28 protein-coding genes are annotated in these 26,126 nt (G+C 32.4%); 8 read left to right on the plus strand and 20 right to left on the minus strand.

Translation table 11 applies throughout. The features are described 5' to 3' along the window. Positions 1-18: 18 nt before the first annotated feature. Positions 19-747, plus strand: coding sequence for a hypothetical protein (locus tag Q0893_RS10750; RefSeq protein ID WP_299275384.1), 729 nt, complete (start codon positions 19-21; stop codon positions 745-747). 8 nt (positions 748-755) lie between these two features. Here Q0893_RS10750 and Q0893_RS10755 read toward each other — a convergent pair whose 3' ends face one another. Beyond that, a complete protein-coding gene (locus Q0893_RS10755; protein ID WP_299275387.1) occupies positions 756-1,406 on the minus strand; it encodes a hypothetical protein in 651 nt (216 codons plus the stop codon). A 111-nt stretch (positions 1,407-1,517) separates the two neighbouring features. On the opposite strand from Q0893_RS10755, the gene Q0893_RS10760 reads away from it, so the two are divergent. Both Q0893_RS10760 and Q0893_RS10765 read left to right on the plus strand, forming a co-directional pair. After that, positions 1,518-2,534, plus strand: coding sequence for a trypsin-like peptidase domain-containing protein (locus tag Q0893_RS10760; protein WP_299275390.1), 1,017 nt, complete (start codon positions 1,518-1,520; stop codon positions 2,532-2,534). Positions 2,535-2,590: 56 nt separating this feature from the next. Continuing rightward, on the plus strand, positions 2,591-3,421 hold the full coding sequence (locus tag Q0893_RS10765; protein ID WP_298902598.1) for a universal stress protein: 831 nt from the start codon (positions 2,591-2,593) through the stop codon (positions 3,419-3,421). A gap of 65 nt (positions 3,422-3,486) precedes the next feature. Here Q0893_RS10765 and Q0893_RS10770 read toward each other — a convergent pair whose 3' ends face one another. Continuing rightward, complete coding sequence (locus Q0893_RS10770) at positions 3,487-3,912, minus strand: TerB family tellurite resistance protein (RefSeq protein ID WP_299275394.1); 426 nt, start codon at positions 3,910-3,912, stop codon at positions 3,487-3,489. 138 nt (positions 3,913-4,050) lie between these two features. Between Q0893_RS10770 and Q0893_RS10775 the strand changes: the two genes are divergently transcribed. Further along, entirely contained in the window at positions 4,051-5,100 is a 1,050-nt protein-coding gene (locus tag Q0893_RS10775; RefSeq protein WP_298902596.1) for an adenylate/guanylate cyclase domain-containing protein, read from the plus strand. Between the two features lie 18 nt (positions 5,101-5,118). Here Q0893_RS10775 and Q0893_RS10780 read toward each other — a convergent pair whose 3' ends face one another. From Q0893_RS10780 to Q0893_RS10810, 7 genes are all read right to left on the minus strand, one after another. Further along, positions 5,119-5,529 carry a hypothetical protein gene (locus Q0893_RS10780; protein WP_299275398.1) on the minus strand — a complete coding sequence of 137 codons (411 nt, stop codon included), beginning with the start codon at positions 5,527-5,529 and terminating at the stop codon, positions 5,119-5,121. A 332-nt stretch (positions 5,530-5,861) separates the two neighbouring features. Beyond that, entirely contained in the window at positions 5,862-6,761 is a 900-nt protein-coding gene (locus Q0893_RS10785; protein WP_299275401.1) for a DUF5050 domain-containing protein, read from the minus strand. 5 nt (positions 6,762-6,766) lie between these two features. Then, positions 6,767-7,105 carry a DUF2834 domain-containing protein gene (locus Q0893_RS10790; protein WP_299275405.1) on the minus strand — a complete coding sequence of 113 codons (339 nt, stop codon included), beginning with the start codon at positions 7,103-7,105 and terminating at the stop codon, positions 6,767-6,769. A 14-nt stretch (positions 7,106-7,119) separates the two neighbouring features. Next, a complete protein-coding gene (locus tag Q0893_RS10795; protein ID WP_298902582.1) occupies positions 7,120-7,917 on the minus strand; it encodes a formylglycine-generating enzyme family protein in 798 nt (265 codons plus the stop codon). A 3-nt stretch (positions 7,918-7,920) separates the two neighbouring features. Continuing rightward, positions 7,921-8,598, minus strand: a complete 678-nt coding sequence (locus Q0893_RS10800) for a hypothetical protein (protein ID WP_299275409.1) — start codon at positions 8,596-8,598, stop codon at positions 7,921-7,923. 12 nt (positions 8,599-8,610) lie between these two features. Further along, complete coding sequence (locus Q0893_RS10805) at positions 8,611-9,660, minus strand: DUF2911 domain-containing protein (RefSeq protein ID WP_299275412.1); 1,050 nt, start codon at positions 9,658-9,660, stop codon at positions 8,611-8,613. Positions 9,661-9,881: 221 nt separating this feature from the next. Then, positions 9,882-10,355 carry a hypothetical protein gene (locus Q0893_RS10810; RefSeq protein WP_299275415.1) on the minus strand — a complete coding sequence of 158 codons (474 nt, stop codon included), beginning with the start codon at positions 10,353-10,355 and terminating at the stop codon, positions 9,882-9,884. Between the two features lie 81 nt (positions 10,356-10,436). Here Q0893_RS10810 and Q0893_RS10815 point away from each other — a divergent pair, with 81 nt between their 5' ends. Both Q0893_RS10815 and Q0893_RS10820 read left to right on the plus strand, forming a co-directional pair. Further along, entirely contained in the window at positions 10,437-11,540 is a 1,104-nt protein-coding gene (locus Q0893_RS10815) for a sensor histidine kinase (protein WP_298902576.1), read from the plus strand. Next, the gene (locus tag Q0893_RS10820; RefSeq protein ID WP_299275418.1) at positions 11,540-12,304 is read left to right on the plus strand and encodes a LytTR family DNA-binding domain-containing protein; all 765 of its coding nucleotides are present in this window, start codon (positions 11,540-11,542) and stop codon (positions 12,302-12,304) included. Before Q0893_RS10815 ends, Q0893_RS10820 begins: the two co-directional genes overlap by 1 nt. Positions 12,305-12,343: 39 nt before the next feature. Here Q0893_RS10820 and Q0893_RS10825 read toward each other — a convergent pair whose 3' ends face one another. The 8 genes from Q0893_RS10825 to Q0893_RS10860 all read right to left on the minus strand — a co-directional run bounded on the left by Q0893_RS10825 (position 12,344) and on the right by Q0893_RS10860 (position 19,517). Beyond that, complete coding sequence (locus Q0893_RS10825; RefSeq protein WP_298902574.1) at positions 12,344-13,126, minus strand: hypothetical protein; 783 nt, start codon at positions 13,124-13,126, stop codon at positions 12,344-12,346. Between the two features lie 83 nt (positions 13,127-13,209). Then, positions 13,210-13,806 carry a hypothetical protein gene (locus tag Q0893_RS10830; RefSeq protein ID WP_299275421.1) on the minus strand — a complete coding sequence of 199 codons (597 nt, stop codon included), beginning with the start codon at positions 13,804-13,806 and terminating at the stop codon, positions 13,210-13,212. A gap of 25 nt (positions 13,807-13,831) precedes the next feature. After that, complete coding sequence (locus Q0893_RS10835; RefSeq protein ID WP_299275424.1) at positions 13,832-14,362, minus strand: hypothetical protein; 531 nt, start codon at positions 14,360-14,362, stop codon at positions 13,832-13,834. 38 nt (positions 14,363-14,400) lie between these two features. Next, positions 14,401-14,883 (minus strand): hypothetical protein, encoded by a 483-nt coding sequence (locus tag Q0893_RS10840; RefSeq protein ID WP_299275427.1) that lies wholly within the window; start codon positions 14,881-14,883, stop codon positions 14,401-14,403. A 21-nt stretch (positions 14,884-14,904) separates the two neighbouring features. Further along, entirely contained in the window at positions 14,905-16,110 is a 1,206-nt protein-coding gene (locus Q0893_RS10845; protein WP_298902570.1) for an IPT/TIG domain-containing protein, read from the minus strand. A gap of 157 nt (positions 16,111-16,267) precedes the next feature. Then, entirely contained in the window at positions 16,268-17,998 is a 1,731-nt protein-coding gene (locus Q0893_RS10850; protein ID WP_299275431.1) for a helix-turn-helix domain-containing protein, read from the minus strand. Positions 17,999-18,000: 2 nt separating this feature from the next. Further along, on the minus strand, positions 18,001-18,696 hold the full coding sequence (locus Q0893_RS10855; protein WP_298902568.1) for a LytTR family DNA-binding domain-containing protein: 696 nt from the start codon (positions 18,694-18,696) through the stop codon (positions 18,001-18,003). Continuing rightward, a complete protein-coding gene (locus tag Q0893_RS10860; RefSeq protein ID WP_299275435.1) occupies positions 18,693-19,517 on the minus strand; it encodes a sensor histidine kinase in 825 nt (274 codons plus the stop codon). The genes Q0893_RS10855 and Q0893_RS10860 overlap by 4 nt, the downstream gene beginning before the upstream one ends. Before the next feature lie 203 nt (positions 19,518-19,720). Between Q0893_RS10860 and Q0893_RS10865 the strand changes: the two genes are divergently transcribed. After that, positions 19,721-20,398, plus strand: a complete 678-nt coding sequence (locus Q0893_RS10865) for a type II CAAX endopeptidase family protein (RefSeq protein ID WP_298902565.1) — start codon at positions 19,721-19,723, stop codon at positions 20,396-20,398. A gap of 190 nt (positions 20,399-20,588) precedes the next feature. Here Q0893_RS10865 and Q0893_RS10870 read toward each other — a convergent pair whose 3' ends face one another. Together Q0893_RS10870 and Q0893_RS10875 are read right to left on the minus strand one after the other, a co-directional pair. Further along, positions 20,589-21,428, minus strand: a complete 840-nt coding sequence (locus Q0893_RS10870) for a T9SS type A sorting domain-containing protein (protein WP_299275439.1) — start codon at positions 21,426-21,428, stop codon at positions 20,589-20,591. Positions 21,429-21,510: 82 nt separating this feature from the next. Next, the gene (locus Q0893_RS10875; RefSeq protein ID WP_299275442.1) at positions 21,511-22,248 is read right to left on the minus strand and encodes a hypothetical protein; all 738 of its coding nucleotides are present in this window, start codon (positions 22,246-22,248) and stop codon (positions 21,511-21,513) included. Between the two features lie 180 nt (positions 22,249-22,428). Here Q0893_RS10875 and Q0893_RS10880 point away from each other — a divergent pair, with 180 nt between their 5' ends. After that, complete coding sequence (locus Q0893_RS10880) at positions 22,429-24,096, plus strand: dockerin type I domain-containing protein (RefSeq protein WP_299275445.1); 1,668 nt, start codon at positions 22,429-22,431, stop codon at positions 24,094-24,096. Between the two features lie 69 nt (positions 24,097-24,165). Here Q0893_RS10880 and Q0893_RS10885 read toward each other — a convergent pair whose 3' ends face one another. After that, positions 24,166-26,112 (minus strand): alpha/beta fold hydrolase, encoded by a 1,947-nt coding sequence (locus Q0893_RS10885; protein ID WP_299275448.1) that lies wholly within the window; start codon positions 26,110-26,112, stop codon positions 24,166-24,168. Between the last annotated feature and the right edge of the window lie 14 nt (positions 26,113-26,126).

Below are 26,126 nucleotides of genomic sequence, written 5' to 3' on the forward strand. Positions count from 1 at the left end.
TCGTCAAACCTTATAAAAATGAAACCTAATACATATATTTATTTACTCACTTCCGCTTTAATCCTGATTTCACATAGTAGTTTTGCTCAAGATGAAGATTTAGACATTGTAAAAAACTATATAAGCGTTGATCCAATACTTCCACTTTTCGGAACATTTCAAGCAAATTATGAACGTGGCATAGGAACTAATACATCTTTGGGTGTGTCTTTTGGATATAAAGGGTCTTCTGGCGTATTTGAGGTTACTCAAATAAGTTTTGATCGCTTTGATTCTAATGACTTGAATTTTTCAGGGTTTAAGATTATTCCTGAATTTCGATGGTATTTTCAAAAACGTAAATCAGGTCTCAATGGTTTGTATTTAGGTGCTTATTTTAAATATCAAGACGCAAGTGCAGATTTAGGAGGCGTATATAGATCTAGAAATGATGAAGTCAGTGAAATTTTAATTGATGCAAACTTAAAATCTTCTGTTTTTGGAATAGAACTTGGATATAAATGGCAGCTAAAAAAAGGTTTTTTTATTGACTTAATTTTTGCAGGCCCTGGATTTAGTACTAATAGAATTACCTTAACAGAAATAAGTGCTGTACCTCAAGCATTTTACGATGATTTATCAGAAGCATTGCAAGATATAGGCATCATAGATTTTATTGATCCCGATTTTAGAGTTAATGGTAATCAAGAAACTAAAATTACGCTTCCTGCTTGGCGCTATGGAATAAAACTAGGCTATGCTTTCTAATGAGAAAATTATTTTGGAATAATTATTTCATCTTTAATAATCTGTCCAACCATTTCTCGTGAAAAGGTTAGCGCAGCAGATTGCAACGAAGAAGGATTAACCAAAGCAGATTCACCTGTCCAAACCCAAGTTTCCTTCCCTTCTACCAATTTCCCTTTTAAGTTATATAAAACAGCTTCAATAACATATGATTTTGTAGGCACATAATATCCTGGTTCATTAACGGTAATATAACGTGTATAAATATGTCTTCCAACTCTATAGTAACCAGCAGGCACAGAGTAACTATTACCTTGTTGGTAGCGATGATCATCATTCGTATCAATTAAGCTCATGGTAATAATACCATCCAAATTATTATCCTTAATTATTTTCATCAGGTTTGCTGGTTGTTGATCTTCCTTACTCATATTTTGAGGAAACATGTCTATACCATGAACCGCATTAATGCCATTGTCTTTAAATAAACTAACAGCTGTTCTTTCGAACGCTAATCTAGGTGTCAAATCATTACTTATCCCAATAACTGCTATTTTAGAATATGCTTTATCTGTATACCCTTCTTTTACAAAACTAGATGACAGTCTTGGAGCGCAACTAAAAATCAAAAAAGAAATAGAAAAGATAATAAAACCACTTTTTATGGATAAAATTTTCATAACGTAATTAGAAATTAAAAATGAATATTTCAGTTCAGTTATACTAAAAATAGCCTAACTTAGACCTATATAAAGATATTCATTTTCTATCAAAACACATTTTATTTTCCTATGAAAAACAAATTGATTATCATCACTTTTTTCTTCAGTTTTGTGCTCAATGCTCAAGACCTTTCAAAAATTTACGAACGAGTAAGTCCTGCAGTAGTCGCAATTTTAACTCAAGAAAAAACCATCACAACTAACCAAACCAATAATTCGCAGAAGGTAAGTACAAATGGTTTGGGTTCTGGTTTTATGATTTCTAATAAATTAATAGTTACTGCTGCTCATGTTGTTACAGTGCCAGAATCTTTAGTCGTAAAATTTTCAGATGGAGAAACAATACCAGCAAAAGTGGTATCCTCATATGAAAGTGCCGATATCGCATTAATCGAATTATTTAGACCAAAAATAAATGCGGTTACTGTTTCATTTGGAGATTCTGACAAAATGAAAATTGGTCAACAAATATTTGTAATAGGTGTTCCTCTTGGTGTTGGCTTTTCATTATCATCTGGGTACATTAGTGCTTTCAAAAGACAAAATCTAGGGAAAAACCCATTTACAAACACAGAATTTATTCAAACAGATGCTGCTATAAATCAAGGTAACTCAGGAGGTCCGATGTTTAATTTAGAAGGTGAAGTAATTGGAATCGTAAGTCACATCAAGTCAAAAACGGGAGGGTTTGATGGTATTGGGTATGCAAGTAGTTCTAATCTGGCCGCCAATCTTCTATTGAATAATAAAATGCCTTGGTTAGGTGCTGATTTATATTCTTTAACAGCCAATGAGGCAAAAATTTTCAACTTACCACAAAATAGTGGCTTACTTGTTCAACGCGTTGTAACTTTATCCATATTTGGTGAAATGGGAATTAAAGGTGGTGATACCGAGCTTGTTATTAATAATAAAAAACTTATTGTTGGAGGTGATATCATCTTAGCATTTAACCACATTAAATTTGAATTGACAGATGAATCACTTGTGAAATTAGCTGAATTTGCAAAAAGTTTAGCAGTAGATCCAAAATTTGAAGTTACCATTTTAAGGGCAGGTAAAATTATGACTCTAAAGAATAATTGAATTATTATGAATGTTCATTTTTTTCATACTTTTACATTTAATAAAACCAAAACACTATGAATAAAATCATCCTACCTGTGGACTTTTCAAAGCATTCAGAATATGCTCTAGAAACAGCTGCAGCATTAGCAAGAAAGCATAACGCACAACTTATCGTAATGAATATGTTGGAATTATCAGAATCTATATTTTCTGAATCTAGCTCTGACAGACAAGAAGAAATGTTATTTATGTTAGCATCAGCAAACAAAACTTTTGAAAGTTTCCTTGATAAAGATTATTTAAGCGGTATTGATGTTGTTCCAATGATCAAACATCATAAAGTATTTAAAGAAGTAGATACTGTTGCTAAACAAGAAGGTGCTGACTTGATTGTAATGGGTTCTAGAGGTCATAGTGATCATGATGGGATCTTCACAGGTTCTAATACTGAAAAGGTTGTAAGGCATAGTGATACTCCTGTTTTGGTTGTTAAATCTAAGAATACAAACGTAGATTTTGACAATATTGTTTTAGCTACTGATTTTTCAGAAGATAGTATTCCTGCGTTTCAGAAAGCGAGTAATTTATTAAATGTTTTAGGTAACAATGTTACATTACTGCACGTGAATACACCTCACAATGGTTTCCAAAGCACTGATGAAATTGAAACTAAAGCGAATCAATTCTTGGAAAAAGCTGATGCTAAAAACTGGAAAGAAAGCATTAAATATACTTCTGATTATTCAATTGAAGATGGTGTTTTAAATCACTCTAAAAAAACGGGAGCTCATTTATTAGCTATGACAACTCATGGTAGAACAGGTTTAAGTCACTTTTTTGGAGGAAGCATCTCTGAAGATGTTGTAAATCATGCAGTGCTTCCTGTTATTACTTTTAAATTATAAATAGAATCAAATTTGAATTATAAAAAAAAACCTAAATTATAGTTTAGGTTTTTTTTATATAATAATCATATCATCATATTATCTATACCTTCTTTATAGCTTTCAAAATCACAATTATGATTAAATAGATCCAATGATTTTGCTACAATATACTTAACATTACTCGGGTCAAACCCCATTGCTGTAGCCATTCTTGTTAACCATTTTGTTTGTTTGTCTCCATCAATATCTTTATCTGAATAAACAACCTCTACAACTTTATAAAAATGTTCTACTCTCTGTTGATGTAAATATGGTGCAACAATATCATAGTTCATATAAGTATTGTTTATGGTATCATACTCATTTTCAGATATTCCTAATTTATTAGATAAATGCTTAAGAAATAATTGTTCCGTTTCTGAAGCATTTCCATCTCTATATGTAATCTTCATTATAGCTGCAAAGGCATCATGATATTGACTTTTAAAATGTGCATTTTGTGAACTCATAAGTTAAGTTTAAATATTTATAAGATAAAGATAAGATATTTTAAAAATTTAATTCAACTAATCGTTTCTAATTATTTCATAACAATTTTATTCATTAATTTAGATGCACATAAAGTTATTCCTCACTAATTATAATGTATGAAAACATATTCCAGTACTATTAAAAATTATTTTATTGGATGGTTTCTTGCAAGCATTATTTGGTTAATGATTCAAAAGTTCAATCCAGAAACGAATAACGTACTTAACCTAAATATAGTTAATCAAACTATAACTTTTTTTATCACTTGGTTTTTACAAGCCATTGTATTTGGAAGTCTCCAATTTTTAGTTGACCGATATGTAAAACACAGGGTGTCTTTCATCAAATTACAACTCTATTCACTAATCTTACAAATTATTACGGCTGTACTTTTGGTGTTTGTTATTTTCTATAGCTTCAAGATTTTCACCATAGTAGAAAAAAGTAGATCAATAATTGAGTTTCTAAACAATTTAGAAGGACTTTGGATTGCCTTTGTATATGCCTTAATTGTTAATTTTACCATTAACCTAGTCACCTATATAGATTTAACCTTGGGAAAAGGGAATCTTTTAAAAATGATGACAGGTAAGTTCTATACGCCTAGGGAACGTATGAAAATCTTTATGTTTTTAGACTTAAAAAGTTCTACCACTTACGCAGAAAAATTGGGGCATGTAAAATACAGCAAGCTCATACAAGATTGTTTTTACGATTTAGCTATTGTCGATAAATACAAAGCAACAATATATCAATATGTTGGAGATGAAGCGGTCTTGACCTGGAATATGAATACTGGAATAAAAAACAACAACTGTATTGAATCTTTTTTTGCATTCAAGGAATCATTGCTCAAAAGGAAATCTTATTATTTGAAAACCTATGGTGTTATTCCAGAGTTTAAAGCTGGCCTTAATGCTGGAAAAATCATGCTTACTGAGGTAGGAGTTTTTAAGCGTGAAATAGCATATCATGGTGATACAATTAATACAACTTCCAGATTAGAGGGAGAATGTAATCGTTTAGATGCCGAAATGATAATTTCGAAAGAGGTATTAGACCAAATTCAAGAAGACAAAAACTTAAAAATCACCTACGAAGATGATATATTACTTAAAGGGAAAAATAAAAAAGTTAAAATGTACTCTGTAAAAAAAATAAAATAATCTTTTTGATCAATAATATCATTCACCTATTTTTTTGATTTCAGTTTTATAGAATTCTAAATCGCAACACTCTCTAAATAGCTCTAATGATTTGGTAATAATATCTTTAGCGTAACTCGGATCAAATCCTATAGCAATAGCCATTCGTTCTAACCATGTGATGCGTGTACTTTTCATCATCGTCTTTTCTGAATAAATTATCTCAACGATTTTGTACAATGCCTCCATTCGTTCTTCATAAGTGTAAGGCGCAACTATTTTATGACTCATGTAATTTTCCGAAATGTCAAAATACTCTGAAGACGTAATTCCTATTTTCTTTCCAAAAACTTGAAGGAAGCTTTTTTCCTCCTCTGAGGCATCGCCATCTCTAAGTGTAATCTTCATTACTGCAGCATAGGCCTCATAATATTTACTCTTTGTACTCATGTATAAATATTTAGCGTATCTCTTTTATTAAACTTTTTTTCCTTTACTCATTAAACCAAATGCAATAGTAGGTTTAATATACAATTTTTATAGATACAGTATGACACTATCCATTACTCCAACAACGAGGTTTTATTAATCTCATCAGCTAGAAATTTTTGAACCGAATTCATCTTCATTTAAAAATAATTTTACATAAAAAATCATTTATTTATTTTTAGTAAGGATAAGGACCTTAAATCCTTATCAAAATAGTTCGACTTTTGTCCCGTTGACTCCACAATTAACCCTTGTATTTACAGTAAATACAAGGGTTTTGTTTTTTTGCTAAACTATTTTTCTTTCCATATGTCAACAGTATTTGGAACGAACGATGGCGCATAATTGTAATTGGAAAACGTTAATTGTTTCACATTTTTACCATTAGCATCCATAATAAACACATGATGATTATCACCTTTATTACCGCGTTCAAAAACTATTTTCTTATCATCTGATGACCATCTAGGCCTCATATCCATTAAAGGGTGATTGGTAAGACGTGTTTTTGAAGTATTAGCAATATTGGTTGTATAGATTTCAAAATTTCCATCTGCATTGCCGTAATACAATATTGTCTTACCATCATTTGATAATTGTGGCATTAATTTATCACCTTTATCTTTAGTGAGTACTTCTTTGTTATCTCCATTTGGAGACATTCTTACTATCTGATAAGTTCCGTTAATTTCAGAAGAATAATATATCATATTATCCATTCCCCAAAAAGGCATGGTGTCTGAAACTTCATTGTTAGTGATATTTTTTTTGTTTTTCCCATGCTTATCCATCACAAAAACTTCGCTATTCCCAGTTTGTGAGGACACGAACAAAATATGATTCCCATTTGGCGACCATGAAGGGCTATAGGCTGCACTGCTGGCAGTTGTAAGTTGTTTGTACTCGTTTTTTTTGAGGTCTAAAGTCCATATTTTCCACCACCCAACACGCTCGGATGTAAATACTATAAAGTTTCCGTCGGGAGATACTATCGGACTACTGTCTTTTCTTGAATGATTTGTAATTTGTTTTGTATTTCCATTGGTATCTATAAGACAGATGTTATCAGAATTGTTAATCTGTTTTGTATATAAAATACGATAGGTTTGTGCTTTGATATTTGTAACCCAAAGCGCCATTAATAGTGCGATAGAGAACTTCTGAACCGTAATCATTGTATTGAATAACTTCATTTATATTAATGTGTTTGAGGTGTTAATTGCTTTTCTCTAAAATAGAGAAATAGAGGAAACCCACCTGCCAAACCAAAAAGCATGGTAAGTATCCAAACTAGATATACTTGTTTTGTTTTATACTTTCTAGCTTCATTATATGACCAAATAAAGAACACGCATACTGCATAGAGAAGGTCAATTGAAAATATAGTAGAAATCCGATTTCCAAACATACCGTTAAACGTTGCTGAAAAATCTGTATAAAGTAAAATATTCCCTGTTTCAACAGATTCTATCACTACTAAAATTGAAGGCCATATGAATCCTACAATGGCGAGAACTAAATACAATCGTTTTTTCATGTTCAATGCTAATTTTAATTTTCTAATGTGCTATGTGCTAAACGAAAACCCACAAAAAAATCTCGGGCTTCGGGCAAAGCTCTTTGTCTATCTGCTGCTCTGGTATGCTTAGTACGACCCGTAAATTGACCACCACGTTGTACGCGATACATGCCTTTATCTGGTCCTTTAGGATCGAGATTATCATTCGAATAATCTTCTTGAAACCAGTCTGAACACCATTCTAATATATTGCCTTGCATATCATAAAAGCCCCATGCATTGGCTCTTTTTTGAGCTACGGGATGCGATTGCCTCCCAGAATTACCAATATGCCAAACCATGTTATCTTTATGTTCTGTGGCATATGGTTTTTCTGAATCTGCTCTACAAGCATACTCCCATTCGGCTTCTGTAGGTAATCTAAACCGACCTCCTTTACTATTAATTTTTGTTAGAAACTGCTGAATATCTTTATAGGACACTTGATCAACTGGCAGATTATCACCTTTATTAAAGCTTGGATTATGCTCCATTATTTTTTCCCACTGCCGTTGTGTTAATTCTGTCTCGGCCAACCAATACCCTTCACTTATAGTTACTTTATGCTGTTTTTCTCTTGCTCCTGTACGTCCTAACTCATCATCTGGGCTTCCCATTTTAAAGGTTCCTGGCGCAACCCAAATCATTTTAATTTTAACGTTTTCAGCGAGATCAAAGCTTTTAGTTTTAGGTGTTTGCTGCGCTTGTTTGACATTTTCAAAAGACTGAAAACCAAACGCAAAGAACATTAAAACAATGCATGTCGTAAAAAAATAAAATGCCTTTTTCATAACCTAATGTCTCAATCGTTCGGCTCTATCTAAAAACCCCTTTCCAACAAGAGGCTTCATAACATGCTCGCCATTTTTGATGATTTCTATTCTACTGTCTACTCCAAAATCTAACAAAAGCTGGTGGCTTCGCTTGGCAGACCGCATCCAGTATGGGTCTTTATCTCCTACTACAAATTGCACTTTGACACCTTTTAACTGTTTCAATTTTTCTTTATTACCGTTATTAGGGTTTCCTGCCATTCCTGTTATTCCAGCAAAATATTCGGGCATTTCCATAACTAAATCAAAAATACTGGCACTGTTTGCACTAAAACAAACCGTATGGAACTTATTGCCTTCTACATGATATTTCGATTTTAAATGTTCGAATAAAGCCTTTACCTCTCCAAGTCTATTTGTAGCGTTGTATACTTTATAACCAATAAGTATCCAGCCTTGACTGTCTTTAGTTCCTCTCCAATAAAAACTTTGATCATCTGCAGATTCGGTATCTGAAGGCCCTACCATTACAGGATAGGTTTTGATTGCATCATAATCTAATGGTAAAAGAATTGTGTAGTTTAACTTCTCACCCTCGTACAAAAATGTCTCCAATGTTTGCTGGGCTGCAACGTTTTTACAATTGAAACCAAGAGTTATCAATACTAATAGCGTTAAAATTGTTTTAAGTTTTTTCATGTCGCTCATTTTTTATTTAATTCCTGCAATAACACCATCTAAATAAGCGTGCTGATTTTGTGGCGCCTTTGTTTTTGCCATTTTATAATATTTTAAGGCCAATTTTTTATTTCCGTCCTTTAAATGTGCTTCCCCTAGGCTATCTAAAAAGCCCCAAATAAATGGATGGTTTTCATTGCGCTCTACATTTAATGTAAATACTTCTATAGCTTTTTTTGTTTTTCCTAAACCCAATAATTGATAACCATAATTGTTTAATTGGTTTGGACTACCAGTAGGAATGGCTTCATCCATTATTTTTTCGGCTTCTTCAAGTTGTCCTTTATTGGCCAATAATTGTGCTTTTACAGCAAGGTTACTGAAGCCTTTACTGTTTGCAATAGATTTTTCTATCCATACCATAGCTTCCTCTAAATTGATATTATTTTGCGCACAATACGAAGCTGCTTGCATATGACCTCTCCATCCAAAACCTGCGACACCTTTAAGCTCTTGACGGAAATTATCAACCATTATGGTCTTTACATCAAATTCAATAGTAAAGGGAATTTGTGTTTTTTCCCATTGCAAGGCTGCCGTAAGACTTTTACTTCCACGGTCTATAAAATTGTAACTCAACCATTCTTGAAAAGGAATTGTTTTAGATTTTACTGTAACCATTAAAGCTAAATCTTTTTCGTCTGGTGGATTGCTTCCCCAAGATTTTGAAAATTTTGAAAAAAGAAGTTTAACGTCTCCATCGCTATCTGGCAACATATATAATCCATACGTTCCTGCTGCAATTTTTTTGCCTTCAATCGTAGCATCATGTGTGAATTGAATGGTTGTATTTTCATTAGCTCCTGCCCTCCAAATTTGACCATAAGGAACAATGCCACCAAAAACTTGTCGTCCTTGCACACTCGGGCTATGGTAGTTTATCGTTACGTCAGACAAGCCTAAACGTTGTGTAATTGATGCTTGTTGACTCACTCTGGGCAAGGTCACGTTTTGTGCAAATGATACTGCTGTAAATACTAGCGTAACTAGTAGTAATCCTATTTTTGATTGTAGTTTTTTCATCTCTTAATTGATTTAAATTATTGAGACAAAATTAGATAGGGTCTACCTTGATTAAAAGTAAATTGTGCTAGCTGGTTAGTTTTGTGGCAGATGGTTTATAAATGGATTTAACCTATTTAAAACCACAAATTATCATACGAATTAACCAACCATCACAAAGTAAACGAAACAACACATTACCTTTTATTAATGCTTAAGAAGCACATAAATTTGTATGAAGTTTAATTTTTATTAAAGCCTGCAGAGGTGATTTCTTTTTTAATGTTATAGTCTTTTCCATTATAACATAACTTAGAGTTACCTACAGATAGTTTTTTATTAGGTGGTATTTTGTAAGCTCTAAGCATTTCTTTGTTAGGATTGCCTGGGAAATTGAAACTCGATTTTAAAGCTAATGTTATGCTATCTTTAGACGTATTAAGTAAATACATGATGTTTCCGCATGAATCAGGTTCTTCGGAAAAAGATAAATAGGAAATAGCATCTTGTCCATACAAATCACCATGAGCATCAAAGCCTCCATTACCATCAACAAACAGTGTACGATAAATCTCAATATATGATAATTCACTTATGTCTTTTAATTTGGTATCTGTTATATTTGAATCTGTATCATTTGAATTCGTTTTATCAGTCTTGCAACCTAGAAAGAAAATTGTAGCGACTAAAAACAAATAAAAGTTATGTAATTTCATAAGGACGTATTTAATTAGACATATTAGATAAAGATATTAAATGTTAGCATTTAAAAAGAGGTGACCTTTGGTTAAACAATAATGATAAGAAAGATTTACTCATACTATTCAAATTTACCTGTGCGTTTCAATAAAATCGTATGGGCGAGTTTATTAATTAGTTTATTTTTTATCCTAAAAGCCTATACTAATCACTTAATAAACGACTATAATTATTCATTTAGTTGGTTATTGGTCACACTAAAAATAAGTATTAGTTATTTACTTTGGATTATTTTAACACCTCTAGCCTATTCTTTAACAAAAGTCCTGCAATCTTTAGTTCGCTTTAAACTTTATAAAGTTTTTCAGTTTCTATTAGGCTGTTTTATTTTGGCTATCGTTCATCAGTTAATTGCCTCTAGACTGGACGATCTTATCAATTTCGCAAATAGTGGTTACTTAAAATCTTTTTTGGGACATAATAGTATGGTCGTTCTTGTTATTGGTAGTTTTTCAAGTTTTATTGAACTTCTAGTCATCATTGCTGTTTTTCTAGCTTTCGATTATCAAAAGAAATTTATTGTAAATCAAAAAGCACTAATCGCATCGCAGTTAAATGCTTTACGTATGCAATTGCAGCCACACTTTTTGTTTAACACCTTACATTCAATTGCAGCAATGATTGATATTGACACCAAAAATGCTCAAAAGATGTTAAGCAAACTAGGCATGTTATTAAGGCATATATTAGAATATGACGCCGAACAAATGGTTACTGTAAAAGACGAGCTTAACTTTATAAAAGACTACTTAGATTTGGAGCAAGTGCGTTATAAAGATCGTGTAACGATAACATATAATATTTCACAAGAAGCATTGCACTTAAAAATTCCCAATATGATCTTTCAGCCCTTAGTAGAAAACGCAGTTAAATACGGGATTATACCAACAGTAAATAATGGTGAAATCAAAATAAACATTGAATTGAATCATAACGACATAATGCAAGAAAATGCTTTAACACTTGAAATATCGAATACGTTTAATAATAAGAATCAAATAAAACCTGAAGGAACAGGTACAGGCTTATTAAATATTAAAAATAGACTTCAGCAGTTTTATGGGAATCGGTTTTGGTTTAAAGCCGATTTCAAAACTCCAGAATTGTATAATGCTAAAATTGTTTTACCAATTATTGAATAATGAAATTAAGATGCCTTATCATAGATGACGAATTTTTAGCAAGACAGCGCTTACTAAAATTATTAGAACCTTTCGATTCTATATTAGTTATTGGTGAATGCAAAAATGGTCAAGAAGCATTAGAAAAAATAAGTCTAAAAGAGCCCGATTTGATTTTCTTAGACATACAAATGCCAGACATCGATGGTTTTACCGTTTACAATACAATTCAAAAAAAACCATATGTTATTTTCACAACGGCATATGACTCTTACGCTATAAAAGCATTTAAGATCAACGCTGTAGATTACTTATTAAAACCTTTTGACGAAGAACGTTTGGCCATTGCAATACATCGTATTTTAGAGATTCAAAAAACGAATAAATCTTCAAAATTGGAAGAGCAAATAAAGCGTCTTTTATCAAGTCTACAACAAGAATCTAGCCCATTTATAAACCAAATATCGTTGTCTTCCAAAGGAAGGGAAACCATTATTAATATTGACGATGTGATATATTTTAAAAGCGATGGGAATTATATTCAACTCATTACAAGCGAAAAATCTCATTTATATCGAGAGACTATGAACGCCTTATATAGTCAATTGGACCCCAGTCAATTTTTGAGAATTCACAGATCATTAATTTTGAGTATAGTTTACATTAGGAAATGTATCTATATCAACAACAATGTGTACAAATTTGAATTAAAAAATGACATAGAGGTTTTATCTTCACGATCATTTAGCTCTCAAATTTCTGAATATCTTTCAGATCAACCGTAATTCTCTTGATTGCATCTGTTCATACCTATGAAGATGTTTTTAGTTATGCTTTAATGTGTTTATTTTATTTTTAATAGCAACTATTTCTTCAGGAATCCAATCAAAAGACTTATTTAATTCGTAGGCTTTTTGTTTTAATTTTAGCGCTTCATCATACTTTTCGAGCAAGAGCATTAAATCGCCTTTAGAATCGTAAGGGTTCCCATTCTCTGGTTCGCATCGTATAAAGTTATCAAAAGCCTTTTCAGCCTTGTCAAATTCGTTGTTATTTATGTACGCATACCCTAAAATATTATATCCCGAACCATAGCTATTGTCTAGTGAAACAGACTTTTCTGCCGCGACAATAGCTAAGCTAGGATTCTTTCTAAAAAGTAAAAAACTAATAGTATGCTGAAGGTATTTGTCTGCCGAACATAGTTTAGCTAATTCAAATAGTTTTTTCTCATTAATATCATTAGGGTTGTTTAATCTGAATTCTGTAGCATCAACTAACATTTGCTCTTCTTTAGAAGCGAAATGTTTATACTTCTTGGCAAGCTCATGGTTCAATTTCCTAATCGAGTCATTTGGTGAATAGGTAGATATATAGTTATACATTCTTACAAATGAACTGTCTAATTCAATCGCCTTTTTATAATGATCTTTGGGGTTATTATTTAATCCATTTTGAACTAAAAATCTTGCCTTTATAAAATGCTCTTTTGCTTCTATAGACGATGTTGTAATAGGCACTGTATTCAAAAGCGTCTCTTTTTCAATTATTTGATTGTTTTTACAAGACATCAATACAGTTAAAAATAACACGAGTTTATACTTCATTTTTCACTTTTAAATCTGATTATTAAAACCTGCTTGACCATTTTGTCGTACCATTCAATGGGAGTCTATCATAAATTAGAAACCTATTCTATAGTAAATTCATACAGTCCATTTTCATTTGTATCTACGATAGATGTAAACACTCTTACCTGTCCATTGCTTCCATTATATGGAATAATTTTCACCTTTTGTAGATCTGTATAACCATCATAATATCCACCACCAATATAGTAAGTTCCTAGTTCGGAAACTTTAAATTTAACTTGGCTTATAAAAGCATTTTCTTCTTGGACAAATATATTTGAAATAGACATGCCATGATCTAATCCTTCATAGGATACGTCGCCTATTTCGGCTTGAGCAAATGCTATTGGCATGCCTTGAAGTTCGCCATCAGCTCTGTCTTTATATACGTATAACCAATAAGAAAGTGATGCTGTACTTTCATCCATGTAATCTGTAAGCGTAAGATTTTCATTGTTTTCACTAGTTACAACATTTGGTATTTTGGTATTAATAATAATCTCTTCATCTACAGAAAATACATTTTGATTGCCTTCTATGTTCAGTAAATGAGGTTTATTTACAGTTGCAATAATTTCGGGTTCATCTTCATCTGAGCTACACTGAAAAGGTGACGCTCCTAGTATAATTAGGCAAAAAATTAAATTTCTAAGCATTTTAAATAACTTTAATTAATGATTACTATTCTCTATTTAAAACCAGAGTCACAGATTCTTCAACCTCTTCGATAGCCGTACCATCAAATACTTCAACAACATAAACTTGATCAAAAACAAAAGTCATTATATCACCATTAATTGTACCTGTTAATTGCTCACCATCTATGATGAGAGTAACTAAATTGCCTTGTTGTGACCAAGTAAGTGGCTCTGAAAAAGAATCATCATTAAGGCAATCAATTATGTATTCTGATTCATTTGAATTAGAATCAACAGTTAACTCTATATCTAAAGTTTCCGAAGAATTATACATTCCATTCCCGTTATTATTAAATGTATAGACTTCATTTTGTAAGCAATTTGTTTCAGATATAAGGTTATTGGAGGCGATTCCATCACCATTAAAATCGTACACCGATCCTAATTCTAATGACTGCATTCGCCAAATACCTTCGGCCGTATGCATTGGTTCACTATTATTATCATCATCTGATTGGCAAGCATTAAGGACAAATGTCATTGTCACTATTAAAATTAATTGTATTCTTTTCATAACTGTTTAAATTGTTTTTACATTCTTTATTGTAATTTCTAATTGGCAATTGTAGTAATAGTATAGTACCAATCTCGAGAGGTTTTGAACGCCCCTAATATATTTGGTGATTTTAAACCTATATTGATCATGGCCGAACCGGACACTATCAACCACAATGCTTGAGCTTCTCCAGTAAACACATATACAAGCCCTCCAATTCCTGTTGCTAGAACACCTCCATAAACCAAAATTGAGCTTGAGAAAATTGAAAGTAATAATGGATCACGTTTTAGTTTTTTTATATCTGAAAGTTTGATTTGATTTCCTTTTATAGTTATCGTTTTTGCATCAACGATATCAAATCTTCCAGATATCCTTTGGCCCGTTTTAGTTAATACTCTAATACGCCTATTTTCTTTTATATGAACCTCTTTGTTTGTTTTTGAATTAAAAATTTTAATTCCTCTTTTTCCTTGTGTAAAAGATAATGTTGTAACAAACAGACATACTAACAGTAGAGTGCTTCTTTTTGTAAGCATTTATTATGTATTTTAAATAGTCTATAATATTGTTTTCTTTAGTAGTTCTCCTCCACTAACAACATGTAGTGTAGATCCTAATGAGGTTGCTGCCGAAACGTCATCCGTCTCCAAATAGAACAATGCCCAGGTTTCGCCACCGTCATTTGTGTAGAGACTTCCTCCTTTATCGGTAAGAACATGTCCTCTCAATTCATCTAAAATTGTAATCTTTATAATACTTTCTGAGAGTTCTGGAATGTCAAGATTTTCCCATGTTTGTCCTTGATTATCTGTTTTAAATAAACCGCCTGGATTATCAATTAACGGACTCACATACAACCAAGCTTCATTTTGATTTGTAAAATCAAAAGTAATTGGACCTGTAGTACTAATATTAGCGTCACTTATTAACCAGTTTTCTCCTGCATTTTCAGTTGTAATGAACTCATTATTCATACGATCTAATAGTAGAATAACATCTTCATTTTGATAAACAACTTCAATATTATGGGTTGGCGTATCTAGTACTAAAATTTCGGTCCATGTAACTCCGCCATCAACAGTTTTAAAAATTGATGATTCGTCTAACTTTTGAGTTAAAATAAATCCCTCCAATTCATTCTTAAAAAATAGCTTTTCAACTAAATAACTTAAGTCTAACAACTCACTATCTTGCCAAGAAAGCCCGCCATCAACTGTTTTCTTAAGCGTATTAGACGTTGTTCTGATATAGGCGACATTGGATGATGCAACTTCCATAGGAGAACTAGGAACTGGCACTTCTAATATTGAGAACCACGTATTTCCGCCATCCATAGTTTTATCTATAATATGCATATCTGCTTCTCTTCGTTTTGCATAACCGACATCATTTGAAACAAATTCAACTTGAAAGTAATTTGACGCTCCATAGACACTCCAATCTGTATCTAAAATCTTTAAAAACGCCTCTGTATTATACGCTTCTTGCTGAAACTCGATCTCTAAAGTACCACTTGACGCATTTTCTGGAATTGTAATGGTAATTGTAGAGCTTGTTATTGAAGTTGGAGTAATAGCCTCTCCATTGAGAATAATTGCCGAGTTCTCATCTAAATATTCTCCTGTAATTATAAGTTCGGAACCAGCAGGAATTGGTTCTGTTGTTATAGCATTAACAACAGGTGATTTTGGGGTAATGATATCATCGTTTCCGCCACAAGACAACATGGAAATCACCAATATCATCGTCATAATTTTTTTCATTTTTTTTCTTTTTAATGTTAATCTTTAAATTCAATTTTGAGGGGCAAACTTATTTAGAAAACTTTGAGGGGAAAAAAGAAGTTTATTTCAATTCATAAATTGTAAGAAAATCGATGAAAAAGGGCATATAAAGTAGTGTAAAACATGACGTTTATGCCTAGTTTTTATTTAAGATTCTCTTGATGTAATACGATGGTGTTACTCCTGTATTTTTCTTAAAGGCGCGATAAAAAGAATTCGCAGAAGTGAACCCTGACTTTTCTGCAATATCTTCAATTGTTAATTTCCTATAGTAAGGACTAATCTCTAATTTTTTAAGCGTAAAAGTTATTCTTAAATCATTGATAAAGTTCGAAAATGATTTTCCATATTCTTCATTTATAATTTTAGATAAATAGGTAGTATTTGTCTCTCCATCTTTCGCCATTTTTTGCAGTGTTATTTCTTTGCTTAAATAATCTTTGTTTTCTATAAACTCATAAATAAACTGTTGTATTCTGGATTTGTCTGCAATCTCAGAAGGTGGAGCATTGTTCTTTTTTTTATGTTGTACTTCTAAATTTTCTATTCTTCTAACCAACTGTTGGTTTTTAAGGAATAACTGTTTTTTCTTTTTATTCTGCTTTTTATAGAAGTGTATTATCAGACTTGCTAAACTCGTTAATAAAACCAATAAGAGCACTGCTAAAATAATTTGATGCTTTTGTTTTTTTATTAAAACCTTATTTAGATCATTTTTCTCATTAAGATTGTCAATTTTAACTTGTTTTTTGTCAGATTCAAATTGTTCGGTTATTTCGACAATCTCTTGCTTCACCTTTAAATCGCTTAGCGAATCTTTTAATTTCAAAAGCAAGTCATTGTAATGCAATGCTAGTTTATACTTTTTTGTTTGTCTGTTAAGCTCTCTTAGGTTTTTATAAACTTCTAAAGTTTGTTTAGGCGTGGATGAATATGTAAGCGCGGTTCTAAAATATTCACTAGCTTTTTCATAATTCCCTTGTATTACATATGCTTCGCCAATATTATTATTTAACTGGTCAAGTCTGCAATATTCATTATACTTTAAGCCTTTTTTCGCAAAATAAATTGCACTATCTGCATGATTTTTTTTTAAATAGTATCTGCTAAGACCAGTGTAGTAAGTTGGCAACATGAGTTTCCAGTTGTTCATTTCAGCCTCCCCTAAAGCACCCAATGCGTGCTCAATAGCCTTATTGAAATCCTCTTTCTTCTCGTATAATGATGACATATCAAACAACAACGCACTTTTCATTTTAGAATTAGGAGTCAATTTCAACGCCTTAGAAAAGTAATTTTCAGCATACTCATAATTCTTTAATAGTTGATTTAACTTGCCCATACTAGCATAACAACTAAAAATTCTTGTGTCTCTTTTTTTCCAATTCGGTAGGTTAATCGCTATTTTTTCAGCTTTTGTAAAATGTTTTAATGCCAAAACATAATCGTCTTCATAACTATAAACTTCTCCTAGGTACAGTTGCGCTAATACTTTGGTAGTGTCACTAACAACAGTTCTGTCTGCATAATATGTTAATTGTTCTTTGGCTTTGTTTATATCGGCTTTCCAGAATTGTACTCTGGCGTTTGCTATTGCTACGTAAGCAATAAGGCTGCTATCATTAGATGCTTTAGCGAAAAGCATTGCCTTCTTCGAGAAATGTCTGGCACTATCAAACTTTTTTTCTAGTCCGTAATTGTAAATACGATTTACTATTTTAAATAGTCCCGCTTGGTCAACATTTTTTAATGAATCATGGTTTTGAGCCCTTAAAACTGAATTAAAAGACAGCAAAAACAGTAAAAAAACAGATGTTCTTTTCATTGGTACTCTTGACAAACCATTAGAATAAAGATCTTTTAACAAAATCAGAATAGCTTATTAAGATTGCTTTTGTACACTTTTCCTATTGGAATAATAAAGTCCTTAATACATATTCTATTTCCTTCAATAGATTTGATATGAATTTTGGAAATAATAAATGATTTATGAACTTGAAAGAAGCGATCTGTAGGCAGTTTACTTATATAATCGGAAATTCTATCTCGCACTTGTATCTCATCACCTAGCGTTATTATTTTGCAATAATTCCCAATAGCTTCTATAAATAGAATGTCGTTTAAGCTAACTTGAATTAGTTTTTTATTCGACTTCACAAAAATGCTTTCACTTTGTCTGGTTATAGTCGATTCTGATGTGCTTTGTTGTTTCACTTCTTTAGTTTCAACTTTATTAATTGCTTTTACAAAGCGCTCAAAACTAAATGGCTTTAGCAAATAATCTATAACATTAAGTTCAAAACCTTGTAAAGCAAATTCTTTATATGCAGTTGTAACAACAACTTTTGGAGGGTTTTCGAGCGTTTTTAGAAAGTCGAAGCCTTTAAGTTTAGGCATATTTAAATCCAAAAAAATTAAATCGACATGATTTGATTGTAAATATTCTAATGCTTCAATAGCATTATAACAACTTTTGGCTAATTTAAAATTAGAAAGCATTTCGGCATAGCCTTTTATAATGTTATGTGCTACATGCTCGTCGTCAATAATTAAATAGGTCGTCATAACTGTATTTCTAATGTTGCTCGAAAGGTATCCTTAAGTATTTCGGTTGAAAATTTATGTTTTTTCGGACATACCAATTCCAGACGTCTTTTTAGGTTTTTCAACCCAATTCCTTTTTCGATTTCATTTGTTATATCAAAGTTATTTTCGATTTCGAAAAAAACCTTATCATCATTGGCTACAAGTTTAATTCTAATAAACGCGTCATTTTGTAGTGCTTCAACGCCATGTTTAAATGCGTTTTCAACTAAAATAATAAATAATAAAGGCATTATTTCAATTGTATAATTTTTTACATCTGTTTCAAATGCGACATCTATGCTTTTATGATATCTCATCCTATGTAATTCAATATAATCAGAAATAAAATCTAACTCTTCTTTTATAGTTGTTGTATCATTCTGTCCTTCATAAATACTATAACGCATCATGTCTGACAGTTTCAATATAAGCTGTTTTGTTTTATTGGGGTCAATGTCCACTAATCCATAAAGATTATTAAGCATGTTGAAGAAAAAGTGAGGGCTAACTTGCGATCTTAGAAGTTTTAATTCTGTTTTTGCCTTTTCATTTTTCAAATTAACGATGCTTTTAATATTCTTAAAAACCGAATACAAAGCATATGCCATTAGCGCTACTATTAGTATGATATAGTAAGCAAATATAATATTGGCAAATACCGAATCTATACTAACCGAAACCTGGGTAGAATCTTCTTTGGCGGTTGCTATTATATATGTAATATAAAATAGCGGAATTAACATGGAAATTCCTCCAAAAACAAGAAGTCCTTTTTTATATCTATTTATCCATTGAATCATGCCGCAAAATAACGAATTGTTCTTCTGTGATAAAGCTCTTGTGACAAACACTTGTTTAAGTATAGTAAACGAACAAAAAAAAGGTGCAAAGTAACTTTATCATGCATTTATCATTGTCTATCTCATTTCTCATTATGTATGTCCCAAAAAGTTTTAAAGTTATTTGATTACAATCATATTTGCTCGAACAAAATTTCAATGAGATGAAAAATAAAATATACACTGCATTAACAAAACCATATATTGTAGTTCTCGTAATGCTTTTTGCTCCTTTGCTAGGCTTCTTTGACAGAAATTTTAGCTTTTTTTTTGGACTAGCAATTACATTTTTAATACTCTGGTCCAGTCATTATAAATGGTCTCTATTTGGGTTTTCTAAAAAACTTACGATGAAGACTGTTTTAAGGGCACTTGTCTTTTCGGTTTTGTTACTCATAGCATTTGTACCGTTAAATTTAGTTTTAGACCATTACTTAGGAGAAGCAAATTTATCGTCTTTAGAAGATCTAAAACATAATACAGTAGGATATATTATAACGTTAATTATTGTTTGGGTTTTTGCCGCTTTTGGCGAGGAAATACTGTTTAGAGGTTATTATCTTAAATGGTTAGCAGAATTGTTAGGTAATACTAAAAAAGCATGGATTATTTCGGCTATAATATTAGCAATATACTTTGGAATATCTCACTCTTATCAAGGTGTTTCAGGCGTTATAAGTATCATCCCATTCGCATTTGTATATTCATTAATATATTTAAAAAACAGGGATAATTTGTGGCTATTAGTTTTTATGCATGGTATTCACGATACTATCGGATTAACATTTCTATATTTAGATATGACGGATCCAATATCAACATTTTTTGAAAGCCTGTTTTAGGAACAATGTTATCTAGCGTATTTAACAAAAGTCCTGCAATCTTTAGTTGGCTTAAACTTTATAAAACTTTTCAGTTTCTATTAGGCTGTTTTATTTAGGCCGTCGTTCATCAGTTAAGCGAACAAATGGTGTCCTTTTACCCTTTTTTAATAATGCCAATAGCTAACAATAATTACGCATCATAAACGCCTTACTCTTTTATAAGTTTTATTGTTTTATTCGCGCCTGTTTCACTGTAAATTTTTACGAGATATACTGCCGACTCTAATTGACTAACATCAATAGCACTAAGTGGGTTATCTACCTTCATAATACGTTGCCCGTGGATGTTAAAAATTTCGGCATAATTTATAATAGTATGCTCTGACAATATTGTAACCTCGTCTTTTGCTGGATTAGGGAATAATGTGACGTCTGCAATAAAAGTTTCTGGAGTTTCGGTAGATAATGTCTCAAAACTAAAAGCTTCATCTCCATTAAGTTTATCAAACTCATTATTAAAATTTACAGTAGAATCATCGGTAACATCGACTTGAATAAAGGCATCTAAAGAACCATTGATGGCAGGATGACTCGCCAGAATTGAATTATTATCTAAGATCCTTATCTCTCCTGTTGATGGGTTGCCATTTACTGTGATAGTTATCAATGGGATTGTTGTCCCATCTGCATGGGCATTAAACAGTGCTCCAGACGTATCTGTTGTAATCAAAAATAAATCCTTGTCTGACATACTTGGGTCTAATGCTGCCACATTCGTCCCGGGTATTGAGGTTACTGTTTCGCTAGCTCCAGTTGGTAATACATTATCTACAGTAATGGAAATACCATCTGGAAGGACCAACACAAATCCGTAAGATTGTGTAATGGGTTGAAAACTCCCTGAATCAAACTGTGACACAGCCGATATGGTAAAATTATAATCGCTGTTTTGTACTAAGGTAAAACTATAATTCTGTGCTATTGAAGTATAAGATAACAGACTTATAAGCATGCATCCTATAAATTGTAAAGGGGTGAAAGTTTTCATTGTTTTAAATTTTAAAGTGTTATTGCGTTCAATCGCTATTGTTTTTTTAAGTTCGATATATTTTAATTCTGATATCATTGGTTTAGTTTTTGGAGTTTTCAAAATCATTCCTTAGTTGCATATAACGTCCTAAATTTGCTGGCAACTGTTCTTCTATTGGCCACGTACTCAATCCTAAGAAATTAGCAGGATAACTCAGTACATTTTGCAGAACAAAAGGCAATTCTGAATTACTTCCTGCATATTGGGTGACACCATCCATATTCACATCTGTATTGGAATAACCACTTGTTTGATGCGTTGGGAGATTTAAGAAGTTTGCAGGATCGTTCAACACATAAGACAATACTCCTGGTGTATCTGGCATACCACCTGAATATTGCACAATGCCATCACTATTAGTATCACCTGCCCAAAGGCCTTGAATTCCAATTGGCATGCCTAAAACTGTTTGTCCGTTGCTACCGTAGGTAGAAATACTACCATCTGTAAAATCAACTAGAGTATTTGTGCTGTTTAAAGAAATGGCAGCACTACTCATAATACCTAAATGGTTTCGGTGATTGACAGCTACATAATAATTACCTGAATCTAAGTCTATATTTAAAGGATTAACGCCATCTAAACTAACAATATCCCCATCTCGTTGTAATAAAGCAGATTGACCGCTTAAGACTAACGCACTATTATTTTCATCGCGCAATTCTATCCAAACCCAGTCTACGATAGCATCTGCGCCTACAACCGCAAACACAGATGAGCTTAAAAAAAGGGAATCTTCCTTATATAATATCTCAAAACATAGGTTTAAATCTAACAACCCTAGATTAAAATGGTTTAACTTTTGTTTGATTAAGTCTAGCAATACGTACAACTAAATGGCAACGAACAGCATAAAATAAAAATGACATTCACATTTTCTAAGTCGTTGATTTTTAGTATCTTTAATATCTCCGCTTTTATACATCTATAATTTCCATGACACTAAACCTTTTATGTTATGAGAAATACAATACACATTATTTTATTAGGATTGCTTGGCTTACTGTTATTAGTTGCATCTTGTAAAGACTCAACTAGCACCAATCCCAAAGGTGGCTTAGATATTACACCAGAAGAAATGCCACCCATTGAAGACTACGAATTTGGTTATGGTGGTGACCTAAACGACGATGGAAATGTAAATACATCAGACTTAATTATCATTCAATCTGCCTTTGACGAAACAATATCTCCTTATCCCGAATTAGATGTAAATAGAGATGGCAAAATTAATCAAGATGACATTCAGTTTATGGAGGATGTCTTAAGCGGAAAAAGGCCGTCACTAATTTATGCCGATTTTATTGAAGACGATATCGAGACTGGAGAGCCTGCAGAATTAATTATTGCTGGTGTCAACCTTAGTCCTGAAACAGAAATACATTTCATGAATCAAACTTTACAGCCTTCAAAATTTATTGAAGGTGGCATTGAAGCCGATAGTCTCTATGTTTATTTTGAAGAACTTCCAGAAATTTCAGATGATGGCACATCGGTAAGTTTGCAATCTAATGGTATTAATAGCTTACAACTCCCAGTCTATAAATATGGAATGACACCAGGCAATATTGCCTATTCTGAAATTTCCAAAAACATCATGTTTCAAGAGGTTCCTGAAATCCCTGAAGAAGAGTATGGTGTTAGTGAAGATAGTTGTTGCATTACTAGAATTGTCTTTAAAGGACACATGAAAGGCATTAAAATATTTGCCTATAATGACAGTGGTGAGGAGGCAGAAGGAAGTGGTAAAAAATTAAAGCCAAAAAAAGAGCTAACACTAAGGTCGAAAGCTAAAAACATCACGATTCTTATTGTTAAAAACAAAGCTCCTTTTGCCACGTTCAATTTTGATTGTGAGACCATAAAAAAAGGAATATATAAAGAAAATTTTCAACCCGCTGGCGAAGGCGCAACACAGGTAAGACCTCAAGATATTTTTGAAATTGTGGATTTTACTATAAAAGATCCTTGTATTCCAGAATCTATGCCTTTTCCTAAAGATGTTACAGGAGGTGCCATACGACGTGATAATGCGAATTGGGACACTCCAAAACCTCATATTGGATCTGGAGGACTTGCCAAAATATCTGTACCACGTGCTAGTATTACAGAAATGGGCTGCAATGAAGCATGTTGGGTTCAATTTGTATCCACTAAAATCACTAAAAATGGGGAGTCTAAAAAACCATTATACGATTCTAAAGGCTTTCATGTTGATAATAACACCCTTGGGACTGATGCAGACTGGTTTTGTTATCAGGCACAATATGAAGAAAACGGCAACCTTGTATTTGCCGATGGGCCTCATATTGTTCAAAATGACACCGTTTGGGTTGGTGGTAAAAGGCATATCTTTAAAAAAGGAGATGTGGTTCTCAGAACATCAACTTTCCTTACGCAACTCATATGCATTGACCCTACTCCAGAAAAGGTACTCGCTTCCTTTATGTGGTCTGTTAACACCACATATACAGTAGACCCAGATGACATAAGTGTTGGTGGTGTTACCGATACTATAATCATAAAGCCTGTTAACTTAAAACAAGTGCCAACCAAAAAAGATTGGGCTAAACTCAAGGCTAAACTCAAGAAAAAGAAGCGTGATAAGAAGAAATGTCCAGACTAATTAAAACTCGAATAAACGATATACGTCAACAACTTAATTGAGAGACATCATACTGTTTCTAATAATCTTTTAATTTCTATTCAATTTGGCAAGCAATGCTTGTGTTCTTGGGTCAAAAAAATCAAGGGCTATTGCCTTCACTAAATTGTCTTTAGCTTTTGTCTTATCATTATTATGATAATATGCTTCTCCCAAGTTGCGATAGAGTTTATGACTGTTCGGGAATACAGTTAGTGTGAATTCTAGAAATTCAATGGCATTTTCATAGTCGTTTTTATTGGCCAAAACATCGTAAATATCATCGATAGCGTCTTCACTAAAATTGAAAATATAATCTGGCACTGACGCATATTGATTATGCAAATTCTGATATAAGTCTATGGCTTCTTTAACTCCAGACACCTTTATTGTATTGATAATAGTATCATTAATAGCATAACGATAAGGCACAGGAGATTTGAATTCTAATTTTCGATGAATAACGACCTGCTTCTTTAATGAATCCTCTTTAATAAAAGCCACAATAGTATTCATTATATCATTATCCAGTAACCCATTATGTCCTGCATTTTCAACTATAATTCGATTGTAATTTGGAAATCTCTTTATCATATCTTCAACTTGGTTTGGCGGTGTTCTCCCATCTAGAGTCCCCCCAATGAGCAAGGTTTTAGTTGGAGCTGAAACAGGAGTATTTAAATTGTTGATTTTTTTAACTCCAAATGCATTGTACACCTCAGGAAATCGTCCGCAGGAAATTCCGAAGTGAGAAAACACCGAAGATTGCTCGTGTTTTTTAGCCGTTTCCCAGCGTTCATCTGTATATCCTGAAGCAGCATTTGCCGTAAAGAATAAGGCATTTGGTAATCGTCGTCGTCTAAAATTCCTAAGTAAATTACCCACGTTGCGACAATTATCCTGACTTATTTGATAGTAAAAGCTGGGGAAATCTTTTATCCATTGATCTTTTCCTATTTGATCTGAAACCATCATTTGAAGATGCTCGTCTGTTAGCGTCATATCCCAAGTGGGCCTCACTTTTGAGATAATATCTCCAAGAAATCGTTCTGACGTATCGTCCTGATCAAATGCATCCTGCAAAGGAACCTGAATAAATTTTGGTTGTGCTTGCAAACCACTATGCGTAGACTTTACTAATTGCATAAAATCTGGAATATATTTAGACAATTTCTTATCTAGCTTAATCAACGAATCCATTTTTTCAAATTGCCCTTGCACTTCTAGCGGTAATTTCAGCCCATGATCAGGACCTAAAGGACCAGCAAGAATCACTTTATCAACATTTTCTTGAAAATATTTAATATAAAGTTGAGCCAATTCGGTTCCATAACTATATCCATATAATGAAATCTTGCGATAGCCTAGTGCTTGTCTTAAATTTTCAATATCTAAGACACTCTGATACGAATTATAAGCACTTAAGTCTATACCCATATCAAGAAATTCATTAGCACATTCTTTACATTTTGCCACAAGATCTTTTAAAATCTCCTGTTGTACGTTATGGGTTATTTCGGTTGGTGTATCTAAAGAATTTCGACATGATAAATTTGGGATCGAGTTCCCAACTCCTCTTTGGTCTAATAAAATGACATCGGCATATTTTGACAACGCTCTAAACAAATAAAAATACTCTGAACGGCCTATACTTGTAGACGCAGAACCAGGACCTCCTGCTAAAAACACAATGGGTGTTAGTGGGCTTTCAGAAGTGCATTTAAATCGTTCAAAATAGAGCTCAATGTGATTTGATATTGAATCTAACTGGTCTTCGAGAACAACCAACTTTCCTTGTTCTATAACGGCAAGTCTATTATTTAAATAATCGTGTAACGTGTCTTTTGTAATTTCTAAAGTATTTATGTCTTTGTGATTCACATTAGGCTCAGTAATAGGAATATCGCTCACAAAAATCACATTGTATAACAAATAACCGCCTAATCCTAAAACGATTAATAGCACCCAAATTCTCTTTTTAATCTTTATTTTCTTCATTGTTACATATTTAC

This window comes from uncultured Psychroserpens sp. (genome assembly GCF_947494225.1).
Lineage (GTDB): Bacteria > Bacteroidota > Bacteroidia > Flavobacteriales > Flavobacteriaceae > Psychroserpens.